This window comes from Saccharopolyspora elongata (assembly GCF_004348985.1).
Lineage (GTDB): Bacteria > Actinomycetota > Actinomycetes > Mycobacteriales > Pseudonocardiaceae > Saccharopolyspora > Saccharopolyspora elongata.
Genome location: NZ_SMKW01000026.1, coordinates 1 through 14,327, shown reverse-complemented (window position 1 = coordinate 14,327; position 14,327 = coordinate 1). Strand labels below are relative to the sequence as shown.

Sequence of the window (14,327 nt, the reverse complement as noted above, 5' to 3'; positions counted from 1 at the left end):
GTCAGCGTTGTTTCCGGTAGCCCGAGATCAGGACGACCGGGTCGGCCGCTTCCAGGCGGGATGCGCCGTCCTGCAGTTCCGCCAGCCGGGCGGCCGACAGCTGCACGCCCTCGACCTCGTAGTCGGCCGCGCGCAACGCGTCGCGGGTCGGCCCGACCCGGTCCAGCGCCGACAGCGCCACCACGACGCGGGACGCCCCGGCGTGCGCGCACGCGGTGACGACCTCGGTGCCGCCGCCTCCGACGAAGATCGCGTCCGGCCGCGGCAGGTTGCGCAGCACCTGCGGCGCGGAGCCCTCCTCGACCCGGACGTCCACGCCGTGGCTCGCGGCGTTGGTGATCAGCCGCACCGCCTGCGCCTCGTCGGACTCCACCGCGATCGTCGCCGCGCCCATCCGGGCGCACTCCACCGCCACCGAGCCCGAACCCGCGCCGACGTCCCAGACGAGCGTGCCCGGCCGCGGCGCGAGCTTCGCCAGCGCCACGGCCCGCACCTCGGCCTTGGTGATCATGCCGTCGCGGTGCGAGAACTCGTCCTCGGACAGCGCCCAACCGGTCGCCGGCGGCACCGGCTCGCCGCCCGCGATCCAGCCCCGCTGCGGCACGTCGTCGAGATCGGCCAGGGAGAGCACGATGTTCGGCTCGTGCCAGCTGCGCTTCGCCGCCTCCACCGGTTCGAGGGTGACCACCGACTCGTTCGGCCCGCCGAGGTCCTCGGCGACGATCATGGTGCGCCGCCAGCCGGCCAGGCCGGAGCCGATCTGGGCCGGGCCCGCCTTCGGCGCGGTCAGCACCACCACGGCCGGTCGCGCGCGGCAGACGTTGATCGCCCGGGTGAGGTCGCTGCCGAGCGCGCTGACCACGACGACGTCGTCCCAGGACCGGCCGACGCGCGCCATCAGCTGCTGAACGCTGGAGGTCGACGGCAGCACCGTGCACCGGATGCCGCGGTCGCGCAGCGCGCGGACGGCGCCGAAGAAACCGGGATCGCCCGAGGCCAGCACCACGCCGCTCTCGTCGCCGGACAGCGACGACAGCGCGTTCAGCGCCGGTTCCAGCGGCCCGAGTTCGAGCTTGCGCGCGTGTTCCGGCGCATGCGCCTCCAGGTGCCGCCTACCGCCCACCACGAGCCGCGCCGACTCCAGCACCTCGGCGCTGCCCTTCGGCAGGTCGCCACCATCGACCCCGATCACCGTGACTGCCACGCCACCCACCTCGCTCCGGCGGCCGCCACCGCGTGTTCGTCCCGGAAGCCCGCGCGACCCGAACACGCGGCCGACGGCCGCATTACTGGCTGATCCGCTTCAATACTGCTGCCACCGGGGCGCAGAGCCGGTCCGCACACGCCGAGAACGGCCCGGCCCGCTGTCACATCTCGCATGACCGGTGGGCGGCCGGGCCCCCGACGTCCAATTCGGACCCCTCGGGTGCCTCACGACCTCGCCGGGAACGGCGGCTTCGCCTCGCTATTCGCCCTGCTCATCCGGCTTCGCCGAGGGCTTGCGCTTCGCGGCGGGCTTCGCCTTCGCCGTCGTCGTGGTGGTCGCGGACTTCGTCCGCTTCGCGGCTGCGGCCTTCGCCCCCCGCTTCGCGGGAGTGGCCTTCGCGCTGGCCCGGGTCGTCGTGGTGCGCGCCGCGGATGTCCGCTTCGGCTTCGCCTCCGCGGCTTCGGCGCGAACGGGCTGTTCACCAACGTCAACGGGCAGTTCGCTCCCAACCGCTTCCGCCCGAACCGGCGCCACCGGATCGACCGGCCGTTCGGCGGCCGCAACGGGCTCCTCGGCGAACAGCTGCGACTGCGCCTCGTCTACCCGCCGAGCCGTGCGGGTGGACGCGACCCGCGCCGCGCCGCGCGCGCTCTCCTGCCAGTTGCGCACCGCCCACCACGCGACGTCGGACTCTCGCACCCGGCCGTTCTCACCGGGGTCCTCGGCACGCGGCTCGGTGTTCTCCGCGCGGCGGCGCACCGGGGTGGGACGGTCCGCCCGCAGCGCCCGGCGCGTGACCGGGTCGGCGCGGCGGTAGGTGTGGAAGTGCCCCGCGGCGTACGGCGAGCGGGTTCCGCTGCCGTTGAGGCTCTTCCCGACGATGAACAGCGTGTTCCGCCACAGCTTGTGCTGCTTGACGGTCTTCTCCAGGTCAGCGAGGTTCGTGCGCAACAGCAGCTCGTCGGGCCAGGAGACCTTGTAGGCCACCAGCACCGGGGTGTCTTCCGGGTAGCCGCCGGCGCACAGTTCCTCGACGAGCTGCGCGGCGCGCGACGCGGACAGGAACAGCGCCATCGTGGTGCCGTGCTTGGCGAACTCGCGCACCTTCTCGCCTTCCGGCATCGGCGTCTTGCCGCCCTCCAGCCGGGTCAGCACCAGCGACTGGGCGACCTCCGGCACGGTGAGCTCCCGCCCGACCGCGGCCGCGGCGGCGGAGAACGCCGGAACGCCCGGCACGATCTCGACCTCCACGTTCATCCGCGCGCACGCGTCGTGCTGGTCCTGGACCGCGCCCCACAGCGACGGGTCGCCGGAGTGCACCCGGGCGACGTTGAGCTTGTCCCGCTCGGCGCGGCGATAGATCTCCAGCGCCTGCTCGTGGGTCAGCCGGGAGGAGTCGATCAGCTCCGCGTCGCCGCGCGCGTGCTCCTGGATGCATTCCGGCGCGACGAGGCTCGCGGTCCACACCACGATGTCGGCCTCGGCGATCCGCCGGGCGCCGCGGACCGTGATCAGGTCGGCCGCGCCGGGCCCGGCACCGATGAACGAGATCCGGCCAGTCAGCATTGTTCTCCTCTTCCGCCTCGGGGTGGAAGTACTACCACGGTGGACAGGTACGGCGCGTCGTCCACTTCGGACGGCGGGAGCACTCGCGCGCCGAGGTGCTCGGCGCGGACCGGGCGCTCCGGGGCTCCGCATTCGGCGATCGCGGCGCGCAGCTCGCCGAGCCACCGGCCGCCTTCGTAGGCAACGACCGTACCGCGTGACCGCGAAGCGACCCGCAGCGCGGTGACGTCCCGCATCGCCTGGATCACGGTGCGTGAACCGGCTCTCCCGGCTCGTATGCGACCCACCGCTGGACGGCTGGAAGCCGAATGCGCGGCGGGATCCTCGGAGGCGGGGAAAGCCGCGGTGCCGTCCTGATCACGCTGCCGCAGCACCAGGGCTGCTCCCGGGACGAAAACGGTCCCCGTTCCGCGGAATTCGCGCAGCGCGGCCGGGGTCAGCATCCCCGGCTCGCCGGACGGACGAGCCTCACCGCGCGCACCGCGCCACGAACCGCCGCACCGCTTCGGGCTGCCCGGCCGGATGGGTGTGCAAGTACGAGGCGTGCACCCCGCCGTCGACGAACCCTTCCCGCTGCGCGCCCGTCGCACGCCACAGCCACGCAGGCCGCGAGCCGCTGCCGGGCTCCAGAACGGTGCGGTGGAACTCGTGGCCGCTCACCCGGGCACCTTCCTCGAACAGGACCGAATCAGCGGCGGCCACGGCGTCGCGGTAACCCAGCGTCAGCCGCGGCGACATCCGCGCCCGCGCGTCGAGCACGCCGCACAGCGGGTGGCCGTCCAGCTCCTCCGCCAGGTACAACAGCCCGCCGCATTCCGCGTGGATCGGTGCCCCCGTGGCCGCGAAGGCCCTGATCTCCTTGCGCAGCGCGGTATTCGCCGACAATTCGGCGACGTGCTGCTCGGGGAAGCCGCCCGGCAGCACCAGGCCCGCGGTGCGTTCCGGCAGCCGCTCGTCGTGGAGCGGGTCGAGGACCGCGACCTCGGCACCGGCGGCTTCGAGCAGCTCGACGTGCTCGGCGTAGCCGAAGGTGAACGCCCGCCCGCCGGCCACCGCGACCACGGCCCCGGCCTGCGGCTGCACCTCGTCGCGCGGATTCCAGGCGGCGCCGGGCAATCCGGGAGCCGAGCGGGCCAACGCGCACACCGCGTCGAGATCCACCGACCGGGCAACGACTTCGGTCATCGCCTCGACCGCGCGGACGGCCTCGCCGCCGTGCTCGGCAGCCGTGACGAGGCCGAGGTGGCGCGATGGGACGGCGAGATCATCGGCGCGCGGGATCGCGCCGAGCACCGGGAGGCCGGCGTTGTCGGCGGCGTCGCGGAGCACCTGCTCGTGCCGCTGCGAGCCGACCCGGTTGAGGATCACGCCGCCGATCCGGACCTCCGGGCGGTAACTGCGGAAACCGTGCAGCAGCGCGGCGAGGCTGTGGCTCTGGCCCCTCGCGTCGACGACCAGCACCACGGGCGCGTCCAGCAGCTGCGCGACGTGCGCAGTGGATCCGGCGGCGATCCCCTCGCCCGGCCCGATGCGGCCGTCGAACAGGCCCATCACGCCTTCCACGACGGACAGTTCGGCGTCGGCGGCGCCGTGCCGGAACAGCGGCGCGATCCGCTCCTCGCCGACCAGCACGGGATCGAGGTTGCGGGCCGGGCGGCCGGCGGCGAGCCGGTGGTAGCCGGGGTCGATGTAGTCCGGGCCGACCTTGAACGGCGCGACCCCGGTCCCGCGCCGCCGCAGCGCGCCGAGCAGCCCGGTCACCACGGTGGTCTTCCCCTGCCCGGACGCCGGTGCGGCCACCACCACCCGGGCGTGCGAGGAATCGGTCACCACTCGATGCCCCTCTGGCCCTTCTGGCCGGCGTCCATCGGGTGCTTGACCTTGGTGGTCTCCATGACGAGGTCGGCGGCGTCGATCAGGGCCGGTGGGGCGTAGCGGCCGGTGATCACGACGTGCTGGTGCCCGGGCCGGTCGCGCAGGGTCTCGACGACCTCGGCGACGTCGACCCAGCCCCAGTGCAGCGGATAGGTGAACTCGTCCAGCACGTAGAGGCCGTGGCGCTGCTCGCCGATCCGGCGGGCGATCTCCCGCCAGCCCTCCAGCGCCGCCGCCGCGTGGTCCTCCTCGCTGCCCTTCTTGCGGGCCCACGACCAGCCCTCGCCCATCTTGTGCCACTCGACGGGCCCGCCCTCGCCGGTCTCGTCGTGCAACCGCCCCAGGGCGCGGAACGCCGATTCCTCGCCGACGCGCCACTTCGCCGACTTGACGAACTGGAACACCCCGATCGACCAGCCCTGGTTCCAGCCGCGCAGGGCGAGCCCGAAGGCAGCGGTGGACTTGCCCTTCATGTCGCCGGTGTGCACCACGAGCAGCGGCCTGTTGCGGCGCTGGCGAGTGGTCAACCCGTCGTTCGGCACTGTCGAAGGCTGTCCCTGAGGCATGCCCCGACCCTAACGGGCCGCCCCGGCACCGTCCGACTCGTCCCGAGCGGTCTCAGCGGGCGGGCCGGAAGGCCGCGAGCTGCTCGTCGAGGTACCGGGCCAGCCGCTGCTTGTCCGCTGGCCCGAAGGTGTTCCAGCGCTCGCCGTCGTTGTTGCGGCGCGTCGTGACGCTGTAGCGGCCTTCTTCGGTGTCCCGCCAGCCGATCGCCGGGAGCCGGACCGGCTGCCCGCCGCCGTCCCGGCCGGTCACCACGAAGTAGCCGACCCGCCGCGTCGGCAGGGCCATGATCTTCTCCACCTTGCGCAGGTCCCCGCCGCCGCGCCTGGACGCGCCCGGCTGCGCCGAACCCAGCCACGAATCCGGCTCCGCCTCTCGCACCGGCTGGGGCTTCGGCTCGCCGCCGGCGGCGATCGTCCCCGCGTCGAGCTTGCCGGCCGGGACCTCCGGCAGCAGGCCGACGCAGACCCGGGCGAGGCCGCGGACGTCGATGAACTCGATCCGCAGGCCCTGCTCCTCCTGGACCGCCAGCACCCCGGCCCGCCCGGCCACCGCCACGCGCGCCCGGTAGACGGCGTCCGACTTGCCGTCGTAGGAGGTGACCGCCACGCCGATCTCCGGGCGGTGCAGCAGGTTCAGCGCCTGCTCCACCTCCGGTTCGGCGCGGCCGCGATCGGCCAGCCGGCGCTGCTCCAGCCCACCCCAGACGTCCTTGCGGAGCCGCGCGCGTTCGTCGAGCGTGGCGGCGAAGTGCGGGATCTCGAACGGGAACTGCCGAAGGTCGACCCGCAGATCCTCGCCGAGGACGTCCGCCGCCTCCGCGGAAAGCGTGAACGATTCGATCATCTCTTCCCCTTCTGGGCACGCCTCGATTCCCCGGGGAACAGGTGCTCCCCGGGGAATCGCGCGAAACTTCGGACGCGGGCGGGCTACTCGCCGAACACCGGCGGTGCGACCTTCGGCAACCCGAGGTCGTCCCAGGCCTCATCGGTGTCGACCACGTACTTGCTCTCGTGCTCGTCGTCCTCTTCGGACTTGCCGCCCTGGCCGCGACCGGCCGCGCCGCCGCCGGCCATCCCGGCACCACCACGACCACCGGCCGCACCACCGGCCCCGGCGCCACCGGCACCCGCACCACCGGCGGCCCCCAGACCGCCGATACCGGCACGACCACCAGCGCCGAGCTGGCCGCCACCGACACCGCCGACCCGGCCGGCACCACCCGGTCCGCCGCCGCGGCCACCGCCCATGCCACCGGCGCCGCCCGGGCGTCCGCCACCGGGCCCGCCGGGGCCGGGGCGCTGCTGGTTCGGCGGCAGCGGAGCCCACCGTCCGTTGTAGGGGTTCTGGCGCTCCCACTGGCCGGTGTTCGGATTCCAGCGGGTGTCCGACGGCGGCGAGGCCGGCGGGCTCTGCTGCCACACCGCGTTCGTGCTGCTCGGCGGGACGTTCGGCGAGCTGGGCGGGCTGTACTGAGGCGTCGAGGTGTTCGGGCCGGACCAGGCCGACTGGGTCGACGCGGGCGTGCTCGACGGGTTGATGGAACCGATCGTGTTCTGCGACGGCTCCGACGTGCCGGGCTGTTCCTCGGGCCCGCGCGGGGCGGGCACGAACGCCGGTGTCTGCGCCGCGGCCGTCCCGAAGTCGGTCTCCATCTTCGACATCACCTGGGCCGCTTCCTGGTGCGCGGCCTGGCTCTTCTCCTGCTTCTCCACGATGTCGTTGGCCCGGCTGAGGGCCGTGAACGGGTTCGGGTCGGAGAAGTAGTTCTTCAGCTCCTGCTTCATGTCGAACTCGACGACCTCGGGCATCGAGTTCCGCGCCCGCTCCGCGGCCTCGGCCTGCATGCCGACCTGGTTGGCGGTGAGCTGAGCGGCGTTGCCGGAGTGCGACATGTGGTCGGCCAGCTGCGTGACGTGCTTCCGCATGGCGTCACCGGCCTCGCCCTGCCAGGTGTGCTCCGTCTTCGTCGCGGCCTGCCGGATCTGCTCGGCGAACTCCAGGAACTTCGCCCCGTGGCCGTGGTAGACGCGGCCGACGTCGTGCACCGCGGTGGGGTCGAAGTTCTCCCGGACGAACCGGTCCATCTCCTTGTGCTCGAAGGACAGGTAGTGCGTGTTCCCCAGCGAACCGGGCTTCTCGCGAAGCTCCTGGTCGACCGACAGGGCCTTGGCCTGCTCCTGCCCGTACTTCGACGCTTCCGCCGTGGCCTTGGCCTTCGACAACACGTCCGTCAGCACATTGCCGATGATCGGCACGTTGGACGCGCCCGCGTACTCCTGCTTCCCCTGCTCGTACGCGGAGTGCTCGTGATCGGCGATGTATTCCGACCCACCACCCGGTGGCGACGTCATGACTTCCCCCTTGATTTACCTTTTTAAGTTCTGTGCCGAATTCTTCAGTTCTTCGGAAGATTCGCCAGCACCAACGGCGCAGCCTCCTGCGCCGCCAGGCAGGCCGACTCGGTGTCGCGCGCGGTGGCGTTAATCGCAATGGATTCCTTTGGAGATAGGGGGAAGAACACCCCGCAGTCTCCCGGACCGACGAGCTCGCGGACGCGCTTGCCGTCCACACCTGCGACAGAGACGGCATCGACCTTGCCTTCGGTGAGGTTCAGTTCGTCCACCGACTTGTCGCTGTTCACCACCACGGAAATGCCACCTACAGCAAGCTTGAAATCACAGCCAGGAGCACCCGCGTAGCGCTTGGGCGTGCCAGGACCTTTGACGCCCAGCTTTGCCGTATCGGCCGACTTCAACGTCTGGCAGGGATCAATGGCTGCTGCCGCATTGCTCGTCGGCGATGCGCTCTCCCCGGTTTCTCCTGAACCGTCGCCGGTTCCGCCAGTGACCGACGATCCACAGCCCGCGACACCCATCGCCAACAGCGCGAGCGCTCCGGCGATCACAGACTTCGTCAACGACCTACGCACCTGAGCAATCCCCGTTTCTCAATCCCGCACGCCAACGTTGCCAGCGTTGCCCTCGTCGACTTCCCGGTAGGATTGAATGCCCTTCTTGATCGCTTCGATCACTTGAGGCACTCGCTCTTTCATCTGCAAGATCAGTTCTTCATAGGAACGACCGTCGCCGCCCGCTACAACCTGTTCGTTGAAGTCGGCGATAGCCTGTCCTGCTGGGCTATCGCCCAAAGGGGTCCGGTACTTCAGGTTGGACAGCTCTCTCTGAATATCCAGCAGCGCGGCGTCCTGGAACTCCCGGAAGACCCTGATCAGCTCGTCGCCCGCCTCCGGCGTGACCTGGAAGCCGCCGCTGTTGGCCGCGCTGATGATGCCCTGCATGGCGTCGTTCGTGGCGGCGAGCCCTGCCGCTGCCGATCCAATCGACCCCGTCATCGCTTCTCCCCAGAAGGTTCGTCTTTCCCCGCAGCGCGCCCGAACCTAGCACCGCACCCCGCGCGCGAACGCCGATACGAGACAAATCCGCAATGCCTCACCCGCTTGATCGCCCCCAATGGCCTAATGCCACCGACTCGATGGTGGCCGACCTCACGGGGTTCTGGAACGGTGCAGGCGACGATCATGGGCGGTCGTCCCAGTCAGCGAGGAGTCGCCCGATGCCGACCAGGCCGCCGCTGGCGCTGTCCTTCGCCGCGCTGATCTCCAACTTCGACCGCTTCGCGGTCACCCCGATGCTGCTGCTGATCGCGCTGGCGCTGGACGAACCGCTGGCCGCGGCGGTCGCCGTCGCCAGCGGCTACTTCCTCGCCTACGGCCTTTCCCAGCCGCTGTGGGGTTTGCTGTCGGACCGCTTCGGCCGGCTGCCGGTCATGCGCGGCACGATGCTCGCCGCCGCGGCGGGCGGGGTGGTTTCCGCGCTGGCGCCGAACCTGACCGCGCTGGTCGTGGCGCGCGTGGTCACCGGACCCGGGTCGTCGCGCCCTCGGTCGGCGACCGGGCTGCGTGAGGGGCGATTTAAAAGAGCCCCCGCACTCGACCGGCCTGGGGGTTACCGGGAGCGCGGGGGCATCTTGCGGGTCCACCCCTGGGGGTCAGGTGGACGGCGTCACCGTACCAATCGGTCGGGTGGGCCAGAAGACGGAACGTCGGATCTCGTAATCAAAAAGAGATCAAGCGGCGCGGGGCCGCTCGTCCCGGACCGCGCGGACGACGCCGGCGACGTTGTCCGCGGACAGCTCCTCTAGCCGCAGGCAGGGACCGGCCAGCGCGGCCCCGAGCCGGCCGGCCAGGCCGAGCCGGACCGGACCGTTCTCGCAGTCCACCACGACGGACGCGACGCCCGCGTCGGCGAGCAGGCCCGCTGAGCGCAGCGCATCATCGACAGCGCGCTGCGTGCGAATCCGCCCGGTGAGCCCGGAATCCAGCGGCACGGTTGCCTTACCGTCGGTCAGCAGCACGACCAGGGCCCGGCGCTGCGGGTCCCGCATCCGCTCGGTCTGCACCACCCGGTGCACGCGCAGCAGTCCATCTGCCAGCGGCGTGCGGCCACCGGTGCACAGCCGGCGCATCCGCGCGGCCGCGATGTCCACAGAGGACGTCGGAGGCAACGCGAGTTCCGCCGAATCGCCGCGGAAGGTCACCACGCCGACCTTGTCGCGCCGCTGGTAGGCGTCCCGCAGCAGCGACAGGACGGCGCCGCTGACCGCCGACATCCGCTCCCGCGCGGCCATCGACCCCGACGCGTCCACCGCGAACAGCACCAGGTTCCCCTCGCGCCCCTCCCGGATGGCGCGCCGCAGGTCGTCGCCGCGCAACACCAGCCCGGAGCCGCTGCGCCCGCGCGCGACCTGGTGCGGCGCCGCGGCGGCCAGCGTGGCCGCCAGGTGGATGCCGTGACCCTCCACAGTGGATGCCCGCGTCGTCCGGCCGCTCCGCGCCCGGGACCGCGACCGCCGCCCCGGCGCGCCGTCGCCGAGCCCCGGCACCTCCAGCAGCCGCGCCTGAAAAGCCAGCGCCGGCGCCGCCGGCGGCCGCTCCGCGGGCGCCCGGTCGTCGCTGCGCTCCTCCGAGCCGTCGGCTCCGCCGTCCGGCCCGGTGGGTCCTTCGGGCCCTTCCGGCGGCTGACCGCCGTCGTCCGGGCCTTCCGGCGGTTCGTCGTCGCCGTCGTCGGCGTGCTCCGCCGCCTCGGACAGGGCCTGTTGGAGCTGGTCCTCGTCGATGCCGGGCTCGTCGAACGGGTCGCGGCGGCGCCGGTGCGGCAGCGCGAGCCGGGCCGCCGCCTCGACATCCTCCTCGGCGACCGCCTCGGCGCCGCGCCAGGCCGCATGAGCTGTCGCGGTACGCGCCAGCACGAGGTCGGCTCGCATGCCGTCGACGTCGAAGGACGCGCACAGCGCGGAGATCCGGCGCAGCTCGGCGTCCGGGAGGTCCACCGAGCCCACCCGGGCGCGGGCGGCGGCGATCCGCTCGGCCAGTTCGGCGTCGGCGTCGGCCCACCTCGCGGCGAACCCGGCCGGGTCGGCTTCGAACGCCAGGCGGCGGCGCACCACCTCGGTCCGGGTCGCCACGTCCCGCGACGCGGCGACGTGCACGGTGAGGCCGAACCGGTCGAGCAGCTGCGGGCGCAGCTCGCCTTCCTCCGGGTTCATGGTGCCCACCAGCAGGAACGACGCCGCGTGCGAGACCGAAACGCCTTCCCGCTCGACGTGCGCGCGGCCCATCGCCGCGGCGTCCAGCAGGAGGTCCACGAGGTGGTCGTGCAGCAGGTTCACCTCGTCGACGTAGAGCACGCCCCGGTGCGCGGCGGCGAGCAGGCCGGGTTGGAAGGCGCGGACCCCTTCGGTCAGGGCGCGTTCCAGGTCGAGCGAGCCGATCAACCGGTCCTCGGTGGCGCCGACGGGGAGTTCGACGAGCTGGGCGGGTCGTTGCGCGGCTTCGGAGCCGTGCGGGCCGTCCGGGCACTGCGGGTCGGCGGCCTGCGGGGCGCAGCCGAAGCGGCAGCCGGTGATCACGTCTAGCGGCGGCAGCAGCGACGCCAGCGCACGCACCACGGTCGACTTCGCCGTGCCCTTCTCCCCTCGGACGAGCACGCCGCCGATGGCCGGGTGCACGGCGTTGAGCAGCAGCGCCAACCGGAGGTCGTCGTGGCCGACGACGGCGGAGAAGGGGAAGCGCGGGGCAGCGGTCATGCCGGTGTTCCTTCCTCGGGGTTCGGACGCCCCGGTGGCGGGAACAAGGGGCGGCAGTGTCCTGACTCCCGGATCACCGCGCCCCTCCGGCCTTCCCAGGTCTCCCCGGTGGCTCGCGAGGGAGGGCCGCTCCCCGGTCACAGTGGCGCCGACCGTGCCGGATTCTCACCGGCTTCCTGGCGCACCCCTTGCATTCGGATCAAGGTGCATCGTCGCAGAACCGGCCCGGCGGACCAACCGGCCGCGGCGGCGACGAGACCAGCACCACTGCGGCCGGGGCCCGCGGTACGGCGATTTCGCGCGAAGTCGCCGTCCACTGTCACCGGCGGGCGGCGTGCAGCCCGTCTGTGATGTAGCGGTGCGCGTGGCGGGCCAGGTCCTCGTTCTCGTCCCGCAGGTTCCGCCACACCGCGAGGGTGTCCGAAAGCACCGGGTCCACCACGGCCGAGGAGAAGCTCTCGAAGGTGATCGGCCCGGTGTAGCCGATGTCCACCAGCGCGCGGAAGAACGCTGGGAAGTCGATGGTGCCGGATCCCAGGTAGCCGCGGTGGGTCTCCGCGCGTCGAAGACGCCCCTGGGCCGGGACTGGCTCAGGCGGCGTCGGGGCCGGTGCGGGACCGGCAGGAGGGATGCGCGCGATTCACCCGGCCGCGAAGCGCCGGGAGCGTTGCGGCCCGATCGAGCGCGGTCAAGTCCCGAGTAGCGCCGGTCACGCCCGCCGGCGGGGCTCCCGGCGCATGTCGACGTGCGGGACGCCGTCCTCGAGGTATTCCTCGCCGTCCTCGACGAACCCGAAGGAGCGGTAGAACTCCTTGGCGTAGGTCTGGGCGGCGAGCACGGCAGGCGTGTGCTGCACCTCGGCGACCGCGGCGCGCATCAGCTTGCGCCCCAGCCCGAGCCCGCGCGCGCTCTTGGCGGTGCAGACCCGGCCGATGCGGAAGGTGCCGTCGGGGTCTTCCAGCAGCCGCAGGTAGCCGAGCACGTAGCCGTCGGCGGAGTCGATCCAGAAGTGGCGGGTGGTCTCCTCCAGGTCGCGACCGTCCAGCTCCGGGTAGGGGCATTCCTGCTCGACGACGAACACGTCGACGCGCAGGCGCAGCATCCGGTAGAAGTCCTCGGCGTCCAGATCCGCGGTGTAGGCGCGGTGGACGGCGGTCGCGAGCGGCTGGAGGGTCACCCTTACCTGGATATCACAGCGAGGTCTCAGAACCCGCATCCACCAGCACCGGGAGTAGTCAACGCCACTCCTGCCGACGGTGGGCGGGCGCTGCTCTGATCGGGCCAGTTTCGCGCCGAATCGCTGACCCGCCGTCGAGGCCGCGGTTAGCCTGCGCAAGATCGGGAGCCAAGCGGCCAATGGGGGATTCGTGAGCGAACCGGTGTTCGGCGTCGACGGCGCGCGAACCGAGGAGGAGATCAGGCGCTGGGCCGCCGGCATCCAGGCGAAGGCAGACCGCTACCAGCAGATGCAGCAGCAGGTGACGGCGGTCAAGGCCACCGCGGAGTCCCGCGACGGGGTGGTGCGGGTGACGGTCGACAGCGCCGGCGCGGTCACCGACCTGCAGATCACCGACGACGCGCGCCGGATGTCCGGCGCGGGCCTGGCGGAGTCGGTGCTGACGACCATGCGGCAGGCCCAGGCGGGCATCCGGGACCAGGTGGCCGAGGTCATGTCGGCCACGGTCGGCGACGACACCGAGACCGTCAACGCGGTCGTGTCGGCCTACCGCGAGCGCTTCCCCGATCCCGAGGCCGAGGACGGTGCGGAGCGCCGGCCGCCCGACGACGAAGACTTCGAGGACGACTCCTACCTGCGCTGACCGTCGCCTGGGGGATGACGATGACGAACGCATTCGACGTGTCGCCGGAGGAACTCCGGGCGCACGCCAGCAAGCTCGACGCGCTTTCCGACCAGCTGAAGACCGCGTTGGACGCGGCGAACCAGGTCACGATGGGCTCCGAGGCCTACGGGGTGATCTGCTCGTTCTTCGTGCCGATCGTGCAGGCGGTCTCGCAGCCCGGGGTCGACGCCCTGTCCACCGCATCGGAATCGATGAGCGACCAGGCCGGCAACGTCAAGGACACCGCGCAGACGTACGAATCCGGTGACCAGGCGAACGCCGACAGCTTCTCCGGCTGGGAGGTGTGATGGCGGACAACCCGCTGGTCGCGCAGCGGCAGGACTCCACCACCGCGGTGAGCGGCATCGGCATCCTCGAGTCCGTCGGCGACCTCCAGTCCGGCATCGAATCGGGTTCCTGGTCGGAGATCGCGCTCGGCGCGGCCGGCACGGGCCTGGAAGCGCTGTCGATGGTGATGGACCCGGTCGGCACGCTGGTCTCGTACGCGGTGTCCTGGCTGATGGAGCATGTCAAGCCGCTGTCGGACGCCCTGGACTGGCTGGCCGGCGACCCGGACCAGATCTCCGCCTACGCGCAGACGTGGGGCAACGTCGCGAAGTCGGTGGAGCAGGTCGCGGCCGATTTCACCAACGAGGTCAACAACATCACCGGCACCTGGACCGGCGAGGCGGCCGACGCCTACAAGAACGCCACGACGAAGCAGGCCGAGCAGATCAAGGCGGCGGGCGGCGCGGCGAACACGATCAGCACGGTGGTCGAGATCGTCGGCGTGCTGGTCGGCATCGTCCGCGAGCTGGTGCGCGACCTGGTCGCCGAGTGCGTGGCGGCGCTGATCACCCGGATCCCGCGCTGGATCGCGGAAATCGGCGGCACCCTCGGCATCGGCACCCCGGCCGTGGTCGCGGAAGCGGCGGGGTTGATCGCCAAGTGGGTCAGCAAGATCTCGGACGTCATCACCAAGCTGACCCGTTCCCTGAACAAGCTCCAGCCGCTGCTGAAGAAGCTCGACGAGATCTGGGAAGGCATCAAGGACGCCCTGAAGGGCCTCCGGAAGGTCGACGGCCCGGCCAGCACGAAACCGTCCAGCGTGGACGCCCCAAGCCCCAAACCCGACGCCCCGGACGCCACCCCCAACTCCCCCGACA

Annotated in this window: 16 protein-coding genes and 1 riboswitch; of the genes, 4 read left to right on the top strand and 12 right to left on the bottom strand. The window is 72.0% G+C overall.

Translation table 11 applies throughout. From position 1 onward, the window contains the following. Position 1: 1 nt before the first annotated feature. From cbiE to E1288_RS20025, 9 genes are all read right to left on the bottom strand, one after another. The gene (cbiE, locus tag E1288_RS20065) at positions 2 to 1,204 is read right to left on the bottom strand and encodes a precorrin-6y C5,15-methyltransferase (decarboxylating) subunit CbiE (RefSeq protein ID WP_132487306.1); all 1,203 of its coding nucleotides are present in this window, start codon (positions 1,202 to 1,204) and stop codon (positions 2 to 4) included. A 261-nt stretch (positions 1,205 to 1,465) separates the two neighbouring features. Then, a complete protein-coding gene (cobM, locus tag E1288_RS20060) occupies positions 1,466 to 2,773 on the bottom strand; it encodes a precorrin-4 C(11)-methyltransferase (RefSeq protein WP_207954450.1) in 1,308 nt (435 codons plus the stop codon). Beyond that, entirely contained in the window at positions 2,767 to 3,216 is a 450-nt protein-coding gene (locus E1288_RS20055; RefSeq protein WP_207954449.1) for an SAM-dependent methyltransferase, read from the bottom strand. Before E1288_RS20055 ends, cobM begins: the two co-directional genes overlap by 7 nt. 25 nt (positions 3,217 to 3,241) lie before the next feature. Continuing rightward, a complete protein-coding gene (locus E1288_RS20050) occupies positions 3,242 to 4,603 on the bottom strand; it encodes a cobyrinate a,c-diamide synthase (RefSeq protein ID WP_408013630.1) in 1,362 nt (453 codons plus the stop codon). Beyond that, positions 4,600 to 5,214, bottom strand: a complete 615-nt coding sequence (cobO, locus tag E1288_RS20045) for a cob(I)yrinic acid a,c-diamide adenosyltransferase (protein ID WP_132487302.1) — start codon at positions 5,212 to 5,214, stop codon at positions 4,600 to 4,602. Before cobO ends, E1288_RS20050 begins: the two co-directional genes overlap by 4 nt. A 52-nt stretch (positions 5,215 to 5,266) precedes the next feature. Beyond that, the gene (locus tag E1288_RS20040) at positions 5,267 to 6,058 is read right to left on the bottom strand and encodes an ESX secretion-associated protein EspG (RefSeq protein ID WP_132487300.1); all 792 of its coding nucleotides are present in this window, start codon (positions 6,056 to 6,058) and stop codon (positions 5,267 to 5,269) included. 83 nt (positions 6,059 to 6,141) lie between these two features. Continuing rightward, positions 6,142 to 7,566, bottom strand: a complete 1,425-nt coding sequence (locus E1288_RS20035) for a PPE domain-containing protein (protein ID WP_132487298.1) — start codon at positions 7,564 to 7,566, stop codon at positions 6,142 to 6,144. A gap of 44 nt (positions 7,567 to 7,610) precedes the next feature. Next, positions 7,611 to 8,132, bottom strand: a complete 522-nt coding sequence (locus E1288_RS20030) for a DUF3558 family protein (RefSeq protein ID WP_132487296.1) — start codon at positions 8,130 to 8,132, stop codon at positions 7,611 to 7,613. Between the two features lie 30 nt (positions 8,133 to 8,162). Next, positions 8,163 to 8,567, bottom strand: a complete 405-nt coding sequence (locus E1288_RS20025; RefSeq protein WP_132487294.1) for a hypothetical protein — start codon at positions 8,565 to 8,567, stop codon at positions 8,163 to 8,165. A 221-nt stretch (positions 8,568 to 8,788) separates the two neighbouring features. Between E1288_RS20025 and E1288_RS48840 the strand changes: the two genes are divergently transcribed. Beyond that, a complete protein-coding gene (locus E1288_RS48840; RefSeq protein ID WP_235883681.1) occupies positions 8,789 to 9,376 on the top strand; it encodes an MFS transporter in 588 nt (195 codons plus the stop codon). Here the strand turns inward: E1288_RS48840 and E1288_RS20015 are convergent. The 3 genes from E1288_RS20015 to E1288_RS20005 form a co-directional block, all read right to left on the bottom strand. Then, positions 9,302 to 11,320, bottom strand: coding sequence for a putative cobaltochelatase (locus tag E1288_RS20015; RefSeq protein ID WP_132487292.1), 2,019 nt, complete (start codon positions 11,318 to 11,320; stop codon positions 9,302 to 9,304). The two genes, E1288_RS48840 and E1288_RS20015, sit on opposite strands and share 75 nt — an antisense overlap. 32 nt (positions 11,321 to 11,352) lie before the next feature. Then, positions 11,353 to 11,524, bottom strand: a riboswitch (cobalamin riboswitch). Between the two features lie 115 nt (positions 11,525 to 11,639). Next, positions 11,640 to 11,858 (bottom strand): hypothetical protein, encoded by a 219-nt coding sequence (locus E1288_RS20010; RefSeq protein WP_328592466.1) that lies wholly within the window; start codon positions 11,856 to 11,858, stop codon positions 11,640 to 11,642. Positions 11,859 to 12,029: 171 nt separating this feature from the next. Further along, positions 12,030 to 12,497: a GNAT family N-acetyltransferase gene (locus E1288_RS20005; protein ID WP_132487290.1), complete on the bottom strand. Its 468-nt coding sequence runs from the start codon at positions 12,495 to 12,497 to the stop codon at positions 12,030 to 12,032. Positions 12,498 to 12,687: 190 nt separating this feature from the next. Here E1288_RS20005 and E1288_RS20000 point away from each other — a divergent pair, with 190 nt between their 5' ends. The 3 genes from E1288_RS20000 to E1288_RS19990 form a co-directional block, all read left to right on the top strand. Then, on the top strand, positions 12,688 to 13,140 hold the full coding sequence (locus tag E1288_RS20000; protein ID WP_132487288.1) for a YbaB/EbfC family nucleoid-associated protein: 453 nt from the start codon (positions 12,688 to 12,690) through the stop codon (positions 13,138 to 13,140). A gap of 20 nt (positions 13,141 to 13,160) precedes the next feature. Beyond that, a complete protein-coding gene (locus E1288_RS19995; RefSeq protein WP_093263118.1) occupies positions 13,161 to 13,469 on the top strand; it encodes a type VII secretion target in 309 nt (102 codons plus the stop codon). Next, positions 13,469 to 14,327 (top strand): WXG100 family type VII secretion target (locus tag E1288_RS19990; RefSeq protein ID WP_132487286.1); only part of this gene is annotated, 859 nt, incomplete at its 3' end. The genes E1288_RS19995 and E1288_RS19990, both read left to right, overlap by 1 nt.